The following is a 14,666-nucleotide window of genomic DNA, read 5'->3' on the forward strand; positions in this document are numbered from 1 at the left end:
GTGATCGACTGCCCGGTCGATTACAGCGAGAACGACCGCATCCTCAACAGCGAGCTGCGTGAGCGTGCGCTGGCGGTGTAAGGCATAACGCCCGCATCGTAACTTCAAGCTGGCATCCACATGAGCCTTGCGGTTCTGTGGGTGTTGGCGGGTGGTGCATAACCACCCCTGAACTGATCTCGCAATTGGCCATTCTCAGGTTCTTCAACTCATGGAGAACACCAGAACATCACAGTTGGTTCTATAAGATTGCAGGGGATTGCCGTTTCAAGGACCTGCCTATCTGGGGCTTGCGGCCCTGGACGAAAGCTTCTTGTATCTGGACGTCGGCATGGGAGGGATCTCGCTTTATGACCACCTTCTGAAATGAGCTGACGGGCTGCTGACAGATACGTCCGTGTGCGCGGTGCAGAGGCTGGAAAATGGCCGGGTCAGGGTCGGATATCGCCTTCTCAGTTGACGCCGGGTGGACCGAGCCGTGTTTGCGCACGGCAATTGATACGGTCATCAACCTCTGCACCAACACTTCAGCGCAATTCAATGGTGGCTTTACCCTTAAGCACTACCCACATTATCAGGTTGGGAAATAGCGGCGTACGGGGCATTTTGTAGGGGGAGTCCTACTGCGATCATGCGATTGCCCTACGGTCCCATAGGACCCTCCTGACTGTCCCTCCCAAGCCCAACATCGCTTTACTGGTGTCCTTCCAAAACAATCACAAAAAGGAAGCCGCCATGTCTGAGTCCTGTTCCCCCGTCAGCCCTGTACGTATCGCTGTCATCCAGTACGCCCCCCAGGTCGGTCTTGAGCATTGTGAGCGCAACTTGGGTAATGGTCTGGCACTGGCCCGGCGCGCAGCACGCGAAGGCGCCAACCTGATAGTGCTGCCTGAGCTGGCCAATACCGGCTACACCTTCAACTCCCGCGCCGAAGCCTATGCCCATGCAGAGACGCTGCAGGACGGCCCCAGTCTGAAAGCCTGGGCAGACTTCGCCAGGGAATACCAGGTTTACCTGGCCGCAGGTTTTTCCGAGCACGACGGGCTGAAGCTCTACGACAGCGCCGTACTGTTTGGCCCTGAAGGCCGGCTCGGGCACTACCGTAAGGCGCACCTCTGGAACCAGGAAAAACTTTGGTTCACCCCCGGCGATCTGGGGTTCCCGGTATTCGAGACGCCGATTGGCCGTATCGGCCTGCTGATATGCTGGGACATATGGTTCCCGGAAGTCCCGCGTCTGATGGCGGGGCAAGGCGCCGACATCATCTGCAGCCTCAACAACTGGGTATGGACCCCGCCACCCTTGTTCGATGAAGCAGGGCGCTGCATGGCCTCGTATCTGACCATGACCGCAGCGCATGTCAACAACGTTTATATCGCCGCCGCGAACCGCGTCGGGCGTGAGCGGGGCGGGCGCTTCCTGGGTTGCTCGCTGATCGCCGGTACCAATGGCTGGCCGATCGGCGAAGTGGGCAGCGCAGAGGCCGAAGAAATTCTCTATGCCGATGTAGATCTGAGCAGTGCACGCTCGGCGCCGATCTGGAACAACCTCAACGACCTGCCGCGGGACCGGCGTATCGACCTCTACGATGCCCTACTTACATTCCGATCGTATCGGTCGTCCCGGCCGCATTGCTGACGCATGGCGGCGGCTGGCAAGTGGTGATGGCCAGCGCGGTGCTGGGTGCGCTGGTGGCTCCGCCGCTGGCGGTGGCGATCACGCAGCGCTTGCCTGCTTATGTGCATGGCTACATAGGAAACGTGGTATCGATGGCCATCAGCACCTTGGGGATCGTACCTCTGGTTGGGTTACTTGTGGGGGGAGAAGCATGAGTGAACATTCGAGCCTGCCCAGGCTGTCGATCGCCAGCCTGGGGGGCACAGTCAGTATGCAGGCGGGGGCTGTTGGGTGTGGTGTAACGCCAAGCCTCGACTGCGAGCAGCAATTGCTTAAAGTCCCCCAGTTGCGCGAGATGGCGCAGTTGAACGTAGCTTCACTGTGCCTGGTCCCGAGTGCATCGCTGGCCTTCGCGACGTTGCTGCAAGTGCTGGCATGGGCCCGGTGCGAGGTGGAGCGCGGAGCCCAGGCTGTGGTAGTGAGTCAAGGGACCGACACCCTTGAGGAAACGGCCTATTTTCTGGATCTGCTCTGGCCGTTCGATGCGCCATTGGTGATGACCGGTGCCATGCGCTCGGCCAGCCAGCCGGGCAACGATGGCCCGGCCAACCTGTTGGCTGCGGCTCAGGTTGCATTGGCACCGGGCAGCTGCGGGCGAGGTGTGCTTGTGGTGATGAATGACCAGGTCCACTGCGCGGCAAGGGTTCGCAAGACCGCCAGCATGGCGATAGCGGCATTCGAATCGCCGGGGTGTGGCCCATTGGGCGAAGTGGTGGAGGGGGCTGTGCTGTATCACCATTCGCCAGGGCGCCGGGAAGTGCTGCCGTTACCGCATCGCACCGACCAGCGCGTTGCCCTGCTGGAAGCCTGCCTGGACGCAGACACGGCGCTGCTGCACGCGGTGGCCACATCGGGTTATGAAGGCTTGGTCATCGCCGGCTTCGGCGCTGGGCATGTCAGCGCGAGTTGGTCCGATGTGCTGGAACACGTGGCGCCCACCTTGCCGGTAGTGGTGGCCACACGCACAGGTAATGGGCCAACCGCCCGGGCAACCTATGGATTTGCCGGTGCAGAGATCGATCTGCAGAAAAAAGGCGTGCACATGGCCGGGCAACTCTGCCCGCGCAAGTGCCGCATCTTGCTGTGGCTGCTGATCGGCACCGACCGGCGACATGAGCTGCAGGACTGGTTGCACGCCTGACCGATCTGCCCGCGCCATGTATCACGCGGGCAGCCCTTGCGGCCTTGCTGTGCTAGGGTGCACACACTTTTGCTTCCCAGGATTCTGACCCATGCTCCCCGTACTCAGCGAAAAAGAACTCGACCGTCTCGAAGACCTGTTGATCACCTACGGCAACGACTATTCCGTGCTGAACCTGGCCGAGCTCAATGGCTTTTTCACAGCACTGGCCAGCTCGCCGGTGACCGTTTTCCCCGAGCAATGGCTGCCCGCAGTGGCCGGTGGCAAGGTACCGAAGTTCAAGAAGCCAGCGCACGAGGAAGCGTACACCGCGTTGATGTTGCGCTATGCCAATCAGGTGAATGAGGAACTGTCTGACAACGTCGACCATTTCGAGCCGCTGTTCGAGGAAACCGAGGGCGAGGCAGGCACGGTGATCGTTCTGGAGGAGTGGTGCTTCGGCTATATGCGCGGCACCCAGGTTGCCGGTTGGGGCGAGTTGCCGCCAGAGCAGGACCCATTGCTCAAGGCCATTTCCCTGCATGGGCTTGAAGATAACTTCGAGCTGCTAGACCAGATGAGCGAAGCCGATATCCAGGACTGTGTTCCGCAGGTGGTCGAGGCTGCACGTGGATTGTTCCGGCATTTCAAGAAGTTGCACTGACCTGATGTTTGTTTGCTAGCGCTGGCCTGCCCGTACTTGCGCAGAGGAAACCATTATTCCGCCCCGCGAAATTATGGTTTCCCTTGCGCGCTGATTCTGCTGCCAGCCGATCCAGTGCAGCATAGGCTCCACCAGCCCATCCCGGTGCTGACCAGGAGCAAAACCCATGTCGAACCCGATCAAGCTCTACAACTTCCCCAAGTCTGGCCATGCCCACCGCATCGAATTGATGCTCTCGCTGCTCAACCTGCCCACCGAGCTGGTGTTCGTCGACTTGGCCAAAGGCGCGCACAAGCAGCCGGATTTTCTGGCCCTCAACCCGTTCGGCCAAGTCCCGGTCATCGATGACAACGGCACGGTGATCGCCGATTCCAATGCCATCCTCGTCTACCTGGCCAAAAAGTACGACAACGGCACCTGGTTGCCCGAAGAACCCGCTGCCGCCGCCCGTGTGCAGCGCTGGTTGTCGGTGGCTGCCGGCCCGCTGGCCTTTGGCCCCGCTGCTGCGCGCCTGGTGACCGTGTTCGGCGCTGCGTTCAACACCGACGAAGTCATTGCCCGTGCCCATACCCTGCTCAAGGTGATCGACGCCGAGCTGGTCAAGGCGCCATTCCTGGCGGGCAGCACGCCCACCATCGCCGACATCGCCAACTACTCGTACATCGCCCACGCCCCCGAAGGCAACGTGTCGCTGGAGCCCTATGCCAACGTGCGCAGTTGGCTGGCACGGATCGAGTCGCTGCCGGGCTTCGTGCCCATGCCACGTACTGTGATCGGGCTGCAGACCAGCGCCTGATACCTCGCCTTCGAGAGGAACGCCACCATGCAACAGCCCCCGGACCATCGCCCCTCGCCCTGGCATGCGGGCGAGAAAACCCTGCAGGAAAAGGCCGGTGTAGCAGAGCGCATGGAGGCGTTCGGGCAAAAGGTCATTCGTGACTACATGCCCGACCAGCACCGTAGTTTCTATCACCAGTTGCCGTTCATGGTCGCCGCCAGTGTGGACGCCTTGGGTCGGCCTTGGGCCACCCTGCTGGAAGGGCCGGAAGGGTTCGTCAGTTCGCCCGACCCTCGCGTGCTGACGATCGACACCACGCTGCCAGCAGATGACCCCGCCACGCCGGGGCTGGTAGCCGGGCAGGCGGTCGGCCTGCTGGGTATCGAACTGCACACCCGTCGGCGCAATCGCATCAACGGGCAGATCCGCCAGGCTGCCGAAGGGCAACTGCAGGTGAGGGTGGAGCAGTCGTTCGGCAACTGCCCGCAGTACATCCAGTTGCGTGACTACACCCGTGTCGCCGAGCCCGCCCAGGCGCGTGTCGATGCGACAACGCTGGACGCCAAAAGCGTCAGCATGATCCAGGCCGCCGACACGTTCTTTGTCGCCAGCTATGTCGAGCAGGGTGACAGCCAGCGCTCTGTGGATGTCTCTCACCGTGGCGGCCGGCCAGGGTTCGTCAAGGTCGAGGGTAATCGGCTGATCATTCCCGACTACGCGGGCAACCTGCACTTCAACACCTTGGGCAACTTGTTGGTGAACCCGCGGGCCGGCTTGCTGTTCATCGACTTCAGCAACGGCAACGTGCTGCAGCTGTGCGGGCGTGCCGAGGTGCTGCTGGACAGCCCGGCCATCCAGGCCTTCGAAGGTGCCGAGCGGCTGTGGACGCTGGAAGTGGAGCAGGTAGTGTGGCGCCCGGCGGCGGTTTCCCTGCGTTGGGCGTTCAAGGAGTACGCACCGACCAGCCTGATGACGGGCACCTGGGCCGAGGCAGATGCACGCCTGCAGCAACGCCAGCGACAGCGTCAATGGCAGGCCTGGCGTGTGCTGCGGGTGGAGCAGGAGAGCCGCGATATCCGCTCGTTCTACCTTGAGCCGCCGAGTGATAGCAGTGTGGCCTTTGCGCCAGGGCAACACATTCCGGTGCACGTGCAGATCGACGGTGAGGCCGCGATGATCCGGACCTACAGCTTGTCGAGCGCACCGTCCGATGGCTACCTGCGTATCAGCGTAAAAGCGCAGGGGCCCGCCTCTCGGCACCTGCATGAGCGCGTCAAGCCAGGTGATGTGCTGGATGTGCGCGCGCCTATGGGCAGTTTCACACTGGATGAGCAGAGTACGCGCCCGCTTGTGCTGATTGGCGCGGGTGTGGGGATCACGCCGTTGCTGGCCATGCTGCGTGAGCAATTGCGCAAAGGTCATGCACGGCGAATTCATTTGTTCCATGGTGCTCGCAGCCTCGCCGACTTGCCATTCGGGCGGGAACTGGCGGGCCTGCGCCAACAGGCTGGGGGCTTGCTGCACGTTCATCGCGCCCTGAGTCAGCCAGAAGACCATGCCGTGGTCGGGCAGGATTATGAGTTTGTCGGCCGGCTGGGTATCGAGCAGGTCAAGGCGACGCTGGCGCTGGACGACTACGATTTCTACCTGTGCGGCCCGGGCAGTTTCACTCAGGACCTGTATGAAGGGCTGCGTTCGGTGCATGTGCCCGATGCGCGCATTCACGCTGAAGCCTTTGGGCCGTCGACGCTGCGGCGGCACACGGATGCAGGCCAACCTACCTTGCAACAGCCGCCCTCGGCAAGCGAGCCAGTACCCGTGTACTTCGCAGCGTCGGCCAAGGAAGCGCGATGGGTACCGGGCAGCGGCACCCTGCTGGAGCTGGCCGAGGCACGGGGGCTTGCGCCCGAGTTCAGTTGCCGGGGTGGGTCGTGCGGTACCTGCAAGACCAGGCTGGTAAGCGGCCAGGTGCATTATCCGAACCCGCCGGCAGAGCTGCCGGGGGCGGGATCGGTGCTGATCTGTTGTGCGGTGCCGGCGCAGGTGGAGGAGGGGGTACAGGCGCTGGTGCTGGATATCTGATATGCCTGTCCTGGCCTCATCGCCGGCAGGCAGCACAGAACAGCCGAATATCCGATAATCCCGGCACCCCAAATATTCAGGAGCCCGCATGGACCAGATCCACCTGATGAAGGTGTTCGTCGCGGTAGGTGAGCTGGAAAGCTTCGCCGCTGCCGCCCGGCGCCTGGACATTTCCCCGGCCGCCGTCACCCGCGCCGTCAGTGCCCTGGAAGACCAGCTTGGGGTCAAGTTGCTGCTGCGCATTACCCGTAGTGTGCGGTTGACCGAAGCTGGCGGCCGCTACCTGGAGGACACCCGGCATATTCTGGCCAGTATCCATGAGGCCAACGAAGCGGCCGCCGGCATTAACGCCACCCCCAAAGGCGACCTGGCAGTAACCGCCCCGATTCTGTTCGGCAAGAAGTTTGTCATGCCGTGTATCGTCCGCTACCTGCAGCAGTACCCGGACGTCGATGTTTCTGCCTACTTCCTCGACCGCGTGGTGAACATGGTCGAGGAGGGCATGGACGTGGCCGTGCGCATCGGCCCATTGCCCGACTCCGGGTTGAAGGCGTTGCGGGTCGGCAGGGTACGGCGCATGTTGTGTGCGTCCCCCGACTACCTGGCGCGCCATGGCGTGCCGAAGCATCCCTCCGACCTGGCCGGGCATGCCGTGATCGGCACCACCAACCTGTCGCCCCGTGCCGGCTGGCGCTTTGGCGTGACTGAAGAGCCAACCCTGGTGCGCATGAAGCCGCGCCTGACGGTGACCAGCAATGACGGGGCGATCGCTGCCGCCAGCGGCGGGCTGGGGATTGCCCGCCTGTTGTCGTACCAGGTGGCAGATGAGCTGGCCAGTGGGCAGTTGCAGGTGATCCTGGCGGAGTACGAGGAGGCGCCCTGGCCGATTCATGTGTTGCATCGCGAGAGCAAGTACGGCTCTGCCAAGGTCAGGGCCTTCATCGACCTGCTAGCGCAGGCGCTGCGGGCCCAACAGCTGGACTGAGGTCGTACAACACGGGGCGAAACATTAAGAAATAATAAGTGTTGTACGACGACCTATGACGTGGCACTCTTTCGCCTGAAACAATTTGTCGCAAATACCGCTGCCGGTGTTCGCGCCAATCGCTCGCCAGTCTAAAAACAAGAAATTCAGGTGAACCATGAAGATGAAAGGCATCCGTTGGTGGATGGTCAGCCTTGTCACGGCTGGGCTCGTCGTCAACTACCTCGCCCGCAACACCCTCTCGGTGGCCGCCCCCACCTTGATGACCGACCTCTCCATCAGTACCGAACAATACGCCAAGATCGTCGCCAGTTGGCAGGTGTGCTACGCCCTCATGCAGCCGGTAGCCGGCTGGTTCATTGATTTCATTGGCACCAAGCTGGGCTTTGCCGTGTTCGCCATGGCCTGGTCGCTGGCCTGTGCTGGCGCGGCCCTGGCCACCGGCTGGCAGAGCATGGCCTTCATGCGCGGGCTGCTGGGCATGACCGAAGCCGCCGGCTTGCCGGCCGGGGTCAAGGCAACCACCGAGTGGTTCCCGGCCAAGGAGCGCTCGGTGGCGATCGGCTGGTTCAATATCGGCTCATCGCTGGGCGCCTTGCTGGCACCGCCGCTGGTGGTGTGGGCGATTCTGCACAGTGGCTGGCAGCTGGCATTCGTGATTGTTGGCGTCTCCGGCATCGTCTGGACCCTGCTGTGGATGCTGTTGTACAAGCACCCGCGCGACCAGAAACGCCTGAGTGATGAGGAGCGCGACTACATCCTGGCCGGGCAGGAAGCGCACTTCAAACAGGACAGCCGCGAGAAGGGCGCGTGGAAGCGCATCTTCAAGGCGCGCAACTTCTACGCCATCGCATCGGCGCGGATCCTCTCCGAGCCGGCCTGGCAAACCTTCAATGCCTGGATTCCACTGTACCTGATGACCGAGCGGCACATGAACATCAAGGAAGTGGCGATGTTCGCCTGGCTGCCGTTCCTGGCTGCCGATATAGGTTGTGTGCTGGGTGGGTATCTGAGCCCGCTGTTCCACCGCTACTTCAAGGTGTCGTTGTTCACCTCGCGCAAGATGGTCCTGGTGTTTGGGGCCAGTTGCATGATCGGCCCGGCCTGCATCGGCCTGGTGGAAAGCCCTTACACGGCGATCCTGTTGCTGTGCATTGGCGGGTTTGCCCACCAGACGCTGTCAGGGGCGCTGTACTCCATCACTTCCGACTCGTTCAGCAAGGACCAGGTGGCCACGGCGACCGGCATGGGCGGCATGTGCGGTTACCTGGGGGCAGCAGCGTTTACCCTGGTGTTCGGGGTGCTTGTCACGCAGATTGGCTACAGCCCGCTGTTCGTGGTGCTGGCGGCGTTCGATGTTGTGGCGGCAGTGCTGGTGTGGAAGGTGGCGCGGGAGGTGCGGGGAGATGTATCCAGCAAGCCAATGGTGAGGGCTACCGAGGCATTGGCTTAAGGCGTGAGAATTTGGGGCCGCTTTGCGGCCCATCGCTGGCAAGCCAGGCTCCCACAGGTACTGCGCATCCGGTCGGGTGGGAGCTGGCTTGCCGGCGATGGGCTGCGCAGCAGCCCCCATCAAGGCAACACAATCAAAGGGGTCGATACTGCATCCTGAACCCCAGGCTCATTCCTTCCCCCCGCTGCAACAACCGCAACCCCGGCCGCCCTGGCAGGTGATGCGCATTGACCGGGTGGCTTACCGGTTCAAAGCAGAAAAAACCTTGCCCCTGCGGGCAAAACAGCAAGAAGTGCTCAGCCCCGCTGGCACTGCACGCCAGTCGATAACCCGCGCTTGGCTGTTCGATCACACACTCTCCGGGCCAGCCACTGAAGGCGTGATCGACCACCGTCTCGGGCAAACGGCCCAAGGCATTGAAGCACCACTGCTCGGGCACCTGGGCCTGGTACGACGGCAAACGCCCGGGCTCGGCCAGCCACACCTTGCGTGCCGTGGCATACAGCTGGGTATCGGGATACCGCGGAAAGTAAGGGTGCAACCCCAAGCCATACCAGGTTGCCGCCTCATCCAGATGGGTGACATGCAGGTCCAGGTTCAGGCACCCCTCGTGCAAGTGCACGTCCAGCGTGGCCAGGTAGGCAAACGGCACTTCACTGTGCAGCGTCAGGCGCGCGCGTCGCTCGCTGTGGTGCTCCACCTGCCAGGCCTGCTGCCAGGCACTGCCATGAATCGGATAAGGGTCATGCCCGGTATTCGGTGCCAGTGGCTGCCAACCCTCGGGCCGGGCAAAACCACCCTCCGCAATACGGTTGGACCAAGGCGCCAGCGGGTAGCAGGCGAGGCGTCGTGGCGTACCACTTCCCAATGCGGCCAGGTCGGAATGGCGCAGCAGCGCTTGCCCGCTCGCTTTCACTTCCCAGTTGACCAGGCTGGCGCCCAGCTCCGGAGCCAGGCTCAGGCGGGTCAGGCGGTCCTGCAGGTGCAGTTCGGTCACAGCCATTCAAGGCTCCTTTCAGATGAACAATCAACTGGCCCGACGGTAGGTGAGCAGCACGATGCCGCACACCACCACGGCGCCGCCGAGTAATTGCAGGGTGCCGAGCTGCTGGTCGAGCAAGGCCCAGCCCAGCAGCAGTGTGGCGATGGGCTCGACGTTCATCACCGGTGCGTTCTGCGCCATGTTCAGCTTTGGTACGCAGACGAACAGCAAGGTGAAGGCCAGGCCATACAGCACCACCAGGCAGGCCAGAGCCACCCAGCCACTGCTGCTGCCCGGCAGTGACAAGCCTGACGGCATCACGCCGCTTGCGCCTGCAACCAGCATGCTGGAGAACACGATCAGCAAGGTCAGCAGGCTGCGCACGGGGCCGCGCACGCTGGCCAGCTTGTGGTCGGTGATCCACAAGGCGCAGGCAAAGGCACAGGCGGCGCCAAAGGCCAGGCTGACCCCAGGCACCCAGTGCGGGTTGGCCACGCTGCTGTCGGCCAGGCGTGCCGGCACATCCAGCGCCAGCACCAGGCCGCACAGGATCAGGCCCATGAACAGCACGGTGCGGCCCGTGGGGCGAGCGCCGCCCAGCGCCCAGGTGAGCAGCGCCAGCAGCATCGGGAAGGTGTTGCCCACCAGCAGCGCCAGGGCTACCGGAATGCGCGCCACCGCCGAGTACAGGCACAGGCTTTGGGTGGCGATCAGCAGGCCGAGCAGCAGTTGCCAGTGCCGGGTGCCTGCGGGCAGGCCCAGCGCCTGGCGTTGCCACAACAGCAGGCAGGCCAGCACCAGCAAGGTGATGCCTGAGCGGCAGAGAATCGCCAGCAGCACGCCGGTGCCGTCATCGAAGGCAATGCGCGCGGCGATGTGGTTGCCGGCGAATGAACAGGCCAGCAGGGCGAGCAGGGCGATGGCCAGTTTGCGCGGGAATAGAGGTACAGCCGAGGAGGGAACAGCCATGTGCAGGATCCATTTGCAGAAAGAACCAGAGGGCTGCTTTGCAGCCCATCGCCGGCAAGCCAGCTCCCACAGGGGTTGCGCAGGGCTGGAAGGCTGCACAATCCTGTGGGAGCTGGCTTGCCGGCGATGGGGCGCAGAGCGGCCCCGATTGCAGTTACAGCACCACGCTAGGCAGCCACAGGGAGATGGCCGGTATGTAAGTCACCGCCATCAGCACCAGGAACAGCGCCAGGTAGAACGGCAGCAGCGCCTTCACCGTCGACTCGATGCTCACCTTGCCGATGGCCGAGCCCACGAACAGCACGGCGCCCACCGGTGGCGTTATCAGCCCGATCCCCAGGTTCACCAGCATGATCATGCCGAAGTGCACCGGGTCTACACCAATACCGGTAATCACCGGCAGCAGGATCGGCGTAAGGATCAGGATCAGCGGCGCCATGTCCATCACCGTGCCCAGCAGCAACAGCATGAAGTTGATGCACATCAGGATCACATAGCGGTTGTCCGACAGGGTCAGGAACGCCGTGGTGATCTTCGACGGGATCTGCATCAGGGTCATCACGTAGCCGAAGCTGGCGGCGAAGCCGATCAGGATCATCACGATGGAGATGGTCCGTACCGTGCGGTGCATCAGCTTGGGCAGGTCGCGCCACTTGTAGTCGCGGTAGATGAACATGGTCACGAAGAATGACCACACCACCGCCACGGCTGCCGATTCGGTCGCGGTGAACACGCCCGACAGGATGCCGCCGAGGATGATGACCATGGCCATCAGGCCCCACAGCGCCTCACCGGCAATCTTCAACGCCTGGCGCAGCGGGATCACTTCGCCCTTGGGGTAGTTGCGCTTCTTCGCGAAGATCAGGCACAGGCCCATCATCACCGCGCTCAGCAGCAAGCCGGGCATCACGCCCGCCATGAACAGCGAGGCAATGGATACCGTGCCGCCCGCCGCCAGCGAGTACAGCACTGAGTTGTGACTGGGCGGGGTCAGCAGCGCCTGCACCGAGCCACTGACGGTCACGGCGGTTGAGAATTCACGCGGGTAACCTTTGCGCTCCATCTCCGGGATAAGCACAGAGCCCACCGAGGCGGTGTCGGCCACCGACGAGCCGGAAATTGCGCCGAAGAAGGTCGAGGCCATGATGTTGACCAGCGACAGGCCGCCACGCACGAAGCCCACCAGCACCCCGGCAAAGGCCACCAGCCGTCGTGACATGCCGCCTTCGGCCATGATTGCGCCGGCCAGCACGAAGAACGGAATGGCCAGCAGCGAGAACTTGTTAACCCCACTGGCCACCTGGATCATCATCGCTTGCAGCGGGATGTCGATCCACCAGGCGCCGATCAGCGCCGACAGGCCCAGGGCGTAGGCCACCGGCATACCGATCAGAATCAGCACGATGAAACTGCCCAACAGAATGAACGCTTCCATTTATGCAGCTCCTTCGTTTTCTTCGACCAGGTCAAAGCGCACGACCTTGCGGTTGCTCTGATCGCCCAGCAGGAGTTTTTCCAGCACGAACACCAGCGTCAGCACGCCGCCGACCGGGATCGGCGCGTAGGTCATGCCAACCCGCACACCGGGCAGCGAGGCCAGCGACTGGTTCCAGGTGGTGATGCACAGCCGGGTGCCGTAATAGGTCATGAACACGCACACCACGATCATCAGCAGTTGTACCAGCAGGGCGACCAACTGGCGCTGCAGCGGCGGCAACCGGTCGGTGATCATCCCCACCGCCATGTGCGCCCCGGCGCGATAGCTGGCGGCGGCACCAACGAAGGTGAACACCACCATCAGCAGGATCGAGACTGGCTCTGGCCAGCTGGAGCCGGTGCCCAGCACGTAGCGGGCGAAGATGCCCCACGGGATGATCAGCGTCATGGCCAGGATCGACAGGCCCGCGATCCAGATGCAGCTGCGGTACAGCGTGTCGTTCACGCTCAGGAAAAGCGATTTCATAGGCATCACCAAAGCGGCAGGGCGGCGGGCGCCGCACTGCCGAGGTCGTCTTGGAAGGGGCTGGTATTACTGGACGGCGTCGATACGCTTCATCAGGTCGGCGTACGGCGCGCCGTACTTCTCGCGTACCGAAGCGGTGGCGTCATAGAACGGCTTTTTGTCCACGGTAATGAACTCGACACCTGCGGCCTTGAGCTTCTCTTCGCTGGCGGCGGACTTGGCATCCCACAGCGCGCGTTCTTCCATCTGCGCCTCACGTGCAACCTTTTTCACCAACGCCTGCTGCTCGGGGCTGAGCTTGTTCCAGGTGGTCTTGGACATCACCACGGGTTCCGGCAGGATCAGGTGGCCGGTCAGGGTGTAGTACTTGGCGCTCTGGAAGTGGTTGTGCTCAAGCAGGGTAGGCGGGTTGTTCTCGGCGCCATCGATCACGCCGGTTTGCAGGGCGCTGAAAATTTCCCCGGTGTCCATGGCGATGCCGTTGCCGCCCATGGCGTTCATCATGTCGATGAACAGCGGGTTGCCCTGTACGCGAATTTTCATGCCCTTGAGGTCTTCCAGGCTGCGTACCGGCTTCTTCGTATAGATGCTGCGCGAGCCGCCGTCCATCCAGGCCAGGGCTACCAGGTTGAAATCGGAGTTGGTGATCTTGTCGAGGATTTCCTGGCCGATCTCGCCGTCGATGATCTTGCGCATGTGATCATGGTCGCGGAACACGAACGGCATGTTGAACACGTTCACATTCGGCACCACCGGGCCGACGATCCCCAGGCTGACGCGGGTCATCTGCACGGCACCGATCTGCGCCTGTTCGATCACTTCCTTTTCCGAACCCAGCACACCGCCGGCAAACATCTTGAAGGTGATGTCGCCATTACTGGCCTGCTCGAGCTTTTTGCCCATGTTCTGTTCGGCGACCACGGTCGGGTAGCCGGCCGGGTGAATTTCGGCGAACTTGATGTCCAGTGCCGAAGCAGGCATGGCCACGCTAAAGGCAAACGGGAGTACGGCAAGGAGTAGCTTGCGTTTGAACGTCATGATGAAACTCCGTGGTTTTTATTATCCGGTTTCGTGTGTGCAAGTGTGGGTGCGGCAAGGGGCGTCAGCCCCGGTAGGCAGGTTCCTCCAGGCCCTTGGTGCCAGGGTTGAGGGCAAATACCCCGCCAGCGAGGGGCTGGTCGCTGAGGTCTGTACCTGCTGGGCGGATGGACGTGACGTACAGGGTGTCGAAGTTGGCGCCGCCAAAGGCGCACATTGCCGGCTTTTTCACCGGTACGCTCAGCGAGCGGTCGAGGCGCCCGTCTGGGGTGAAGCGGTGGATCTGCCCAGCATCGTTGCCGCAGATCCAGTAGCAGCCGTCCTGGTCGATGGCCGCGCCATCGGGGCGCCCTGGGTAGCCGCGCATGTCGACGAACAGCCGCTTGTTGTGCGGCGTGCCGCTGTCGATGTCGTAGTCGAAAGCCCAGACCTTCTGCACGTTGGGGTGCGAGTCGGACAGGTACATGCGCGTGCCGTCGGGGCTGAAAGCCAGGCCGTTGGGCACGATCATCCCGTCTTGCTGCAGGTGCAGCTGGCCTTCTCCATCATGGCGGTACAGCGCACCCACATGGGCACCTTGCTGCATGTCCAGCAGCATGGTGCCGGCCCAGAAGCGGCCTTGGCGGTCGCAGCGGCCATCGTTGAAGCGCATGCCGGCCTGAGCGTGCGGCACGCTGCTGAGCAGGCGGCTATCAAGGCTGCCGTCGGGCTTGGCCTGGAGCTGGAAGATGCCGCTTTCCATGCCGGCGACCCAACCCTGGCCGCTGCGGGCGATGCAGGCCAGCATCTCGTCACCCTGCCAGACCTGGTGTCTGCCATCGGCCGCTTGCCAGCAGTGCAGCTGGCGGGCGGGAATGTCGACCCAGTACAGGGCCTGCTCGCCTGGGTGCCACACGGGGCTTTCGCCTGTGCTGTTACGGGCGTCAACGATCAATTCACAGTTCATGGCCGTGCC

At 62.8% G+C, this 14,666-nt stretch carries 14 protein-coding genes and 2 pseudogenes; 10 read left to right on the plus strand and 6 right to left on the minus strand.

The features are described from left to right. From LU684_RS30895 to LU684_RS28495, 10 genes and pseudogenes are all read left to right on the plus strand, one after another. A partial coding sequence (locus LU684_RS30895; protein ID WP_370593837.1) for a hypothetical protein occupies positions 1 to 81 on the plus strand: 81 nt, incomplete at its 5' end. Between the two features lie 365 nt (positions 82 to 446). Next, positions 447 to 590, plus strand: a pseudogene (locus tag LU684_RS28455) (FAD-dependent oxidoreductase); the annotation flags it as partial. A gap of 145 nt (positions 591 to 735) precedes the next feature. After that, complete coding sequence (locus LU684_RS28460; protein ID WP_232895284.1) at positions 736 to 1,638, plus strand: nitrilase family protein; 903 nt, start codon at positions 736 to 738, stop codon at positions 1,636 to 1,638. After that, a pseudogene (locus LU684_RS28465) lies at positions 1,593 to 1,832 on the plus strand (hypothetical protein); the annotation flags it as partial. The gene LU684_RS28460 and the pseudogene LU684_RS28465, both read left to right, overlap by 46 nt. Continuing rightward, entirely contained in the window at positions 1,829 to 2,818 is a 990-nt protein-coding gene (locus LU684_RS28470) for an asparaginase (protein WP_191086894.1), read from the plus strand. The pseudogene LU684_RS28465 and the gene LU684_RS28470, both read left to right, overlap by 4 nt. Positions 2,819 to 2,909: 91 nt before the next feature. Beyond that, positions 2,910 to 3,461: a UPF0149 family protein gene (locus LU684_RS28475; RefSeq protein ID WP_016488699.1), complete on the plus strand. Its 552-nt coding sequence runs from the start codon at positions 2,910 to 2,912 to the stop codon at positions 3,459 to 3,461. 166 nt (positions 3,462 to 3,627) lie between these two features. Further along, the gene (locus LU684_RS28480; RefSeq protein WP_095116712.1) at positions 3,628 to 4,257 is read left to right on the plus strand and encodes a glutathione S-transferase family protein; all 630 of its coding nucleotides are present in this window, start codon (positions 3,628 to 3,630) and stop codon (positions 4,255 to 4,257) included. Between the two features lie 27 nt (positions 4,258 to 4,284). Continuing rightward, a complete protein-coding gene (locus LU684_RS28485; protein ID WP_096426677.1) occupies positions 4,285 to 6,321 on the plus strand; it encodes a pyridoxamine 5'-phosphate oxidase family protein in 2,037 nt (678 codons plus the stop codon). An 88-nt stretch (positions 6,322 to 6,409) separates the two neighbouring features. Beyond that, positions 6,410 to 7,306: a LysR family transcriptional regulator gene (locus LU684_RS28490; RefSeq protein WP_232895285.1), complete on the plus strand. Its 897-nt coding sequence runs from the start codon at positions 6,410 to 6,412 to the stop codon at positions 7,304 to 7,306. 157 nt (positions 7,307 to 7,463) lie between these two features. Beyond that, entirely contained in the window at positions 7,464 to 8,759 is a 1,296-nt protein-coding gene (locus tag LU684_RS28495) for an MFS transporter (RefSeq protein ID WP_232895287.1), read from the plus strand. A gap of 133 nt (positions 8,760 to 8,892) precedes the next feature. Here the strand turns inward: LU684_RS28495 and LU684_RS28500 are convergent, their stop codons facing one another. From LU684_RS28500 to LU684_RS28525, 6 genes are all read right to left on the minus strand, one after another. Next, on the minus strand, positions 8,893 to 9,762 hold the full coding sequence (locus LU684_RS28500) for an aldose 1-epimerase (RefSeq protein WP_232895288.1): 870 nt from the start codon (positions 9,760 to 9,762) through the stop codon (positions 8,893 to 8,895). Between the two features lie 24 nt (positions 9,763 to 9,786). Next, positions 9,787 to 10,710 (minus strand): EamA family transporter, encoded by a 924-nt coding sequence (locus tag LU684_RS28505; protein WP_102690351.1) that lies wholly within the window; start codon positions 10,708 to 10,710, stop codon positions 9,787 to 9,789. 154 nt (positions 10,711 to 10,864) lie between these two features. Continuing rightward, positions 10,865 to 12,145 (minus strand): TRAP transporter large permease, encoded by a 1,281-nt coding sequence (locus LU684_RS28510; protein ID WP_016488692.1) that lies wholly within the window; start codon positions 12,143 to 12,145, stop codon positions 10,865 to 10,867. Then, the gene (locus LU684_RS28515; protein WP_003254832.1) at positions 12,146 to 12,673 is read right to left on the minus strand and encodes a TRAP transporter small permease; all 528 of its coding nucleotides are present in this window, start codon (positions 12,671 to 12,673) and stop codon (positions 12,146 to 12,148) included. Positions 12,674 to 12,739: 66 nt separating this feature from the next. Continuing rightward, entirely contained in the window at positions 12,740 to 13,711 is a 972-nt protein-coding gene (locus LU684_RS28520; RefSeq protein WP_232895289.1) for a TRAP transporter substrate-binding protein, read from the minus strand. 64 nt (positions 13,712 to 13,775) lie between these two features. Further along, positions 13,776 to 14,657 carry a glucurono-1,5-lactonase gene (locus tag LU684_RS28525; RefSeq protein WP_016488690.1) on the minus strand — a complete coding sequence of 294 codons (882 nt, stop codon included), beginning with the start codon at positions 14,655 to 14,657 and terminating at the stop codon, positions 13,776 to 13,778. Positions 14,658 to 14,666 lie beyond the last annotated feature (9 nt).

Origin of the sequence: Pseudomonas sp. NMI542_15 (genome assembly GCF_021283425.1) — a bacterium.
In the GTDB taxonomy this organism is placed as follows: Bacteria; Pseudomonadota; Gammaproteobacteria; order Pseudomonadales; family Pseudomonadaceae; genus Aquipseudomonas; species Aquipseudomonas fortuita.

Coding starts and splice junctions, on each gene's coding strand:
- LU684_RS28460 (WP_232895284.1), top strand. CDS start 736: ATGTCTGAGTCCTGTTCCCCCGTCAGCCCTGTACGTATCGCTGTCATC.
- LU684_RS28475 (WP_016488699.1), top strand. CDS start 2,910: ATGCTCCCCGTACTCAGCGAAAAAGAACTCGACCGTCTCGAAGACCTG.
- LU684_RS28490 (WP_232895285.1), top strand. CDS start 6,410: ATGGACCAGATCCACCTGATGAAGGTGTTCGTCGCGGTAGGTGAGCTG.
- LU684_RS28520 (WP_232895289.1), bottom strand. CDS start 13,711: ATGACGTTCAAACGCAAGCTACTCCTTGCCGTACTCCCGTTTGCCTTT.
- LU684_RS28510 (WP_016488692.1), bottom strand. CDS start 12,145: ATGGAAGCGTTCATTCTGTTGGGCAGTTTCATCGTGCTGATTCTGATC.
- LU684_RS28505 (WP_102690351.1), bottom strand. CDS start 10,710: ATGGCTGTTCCCTCCTCGGCTGTACCTCTATTCCCGCGCAAACTGGCC.
- LU684_RS28495 (WP_232895287.1), top strand. CDS start 7,464: ATGAAGATGAAAGGCATCCGTTGGTGGATGGTCAGCCTTGTCACGGCT.
- LU684_RS28480 (WP_095116712.1), top strand. CDS start 3,628: ATGTCGAACCCGATCAAGCTCTACAACTTCCCCAAGTCTGGCCATGCC.
- LU684_RS28515 (WP_003254832.1), bottom strand. CDS start 12,673: ATGAAATCGCTTTTCCTGAGCGTGAACGACACGCTGTACCGCAGCTGC.
- LU684_RS28470 (WP_191086894.1), top strand. CDS start 1,829: ATGAGTGAACATTCGAGCCTGCCCAGGCTGTCGATCGCCAGCCTGGGG.
- LU684_RS28500 (WP_232895288.1), bottom strand. CDS start 9,762: ATGGCTGTGACCGAACTGCACCTGCAGGACCGCCTGACCCGCCTGAGC.
- LU684_RS28525 (WP_016488690.1), bottom strand. CDS start 14,657: ATGAACTGTGAATTGATCGTTGACGCCCGTAACAGCACAGGCGAAAGC.
- LU684_RS28485 (WP_096426677.1), top strand. CDS start 4,285: ATGCAACAGCCCCCGGACCATCGCCCCTCGCCCTGGCATGCGGGCGAG.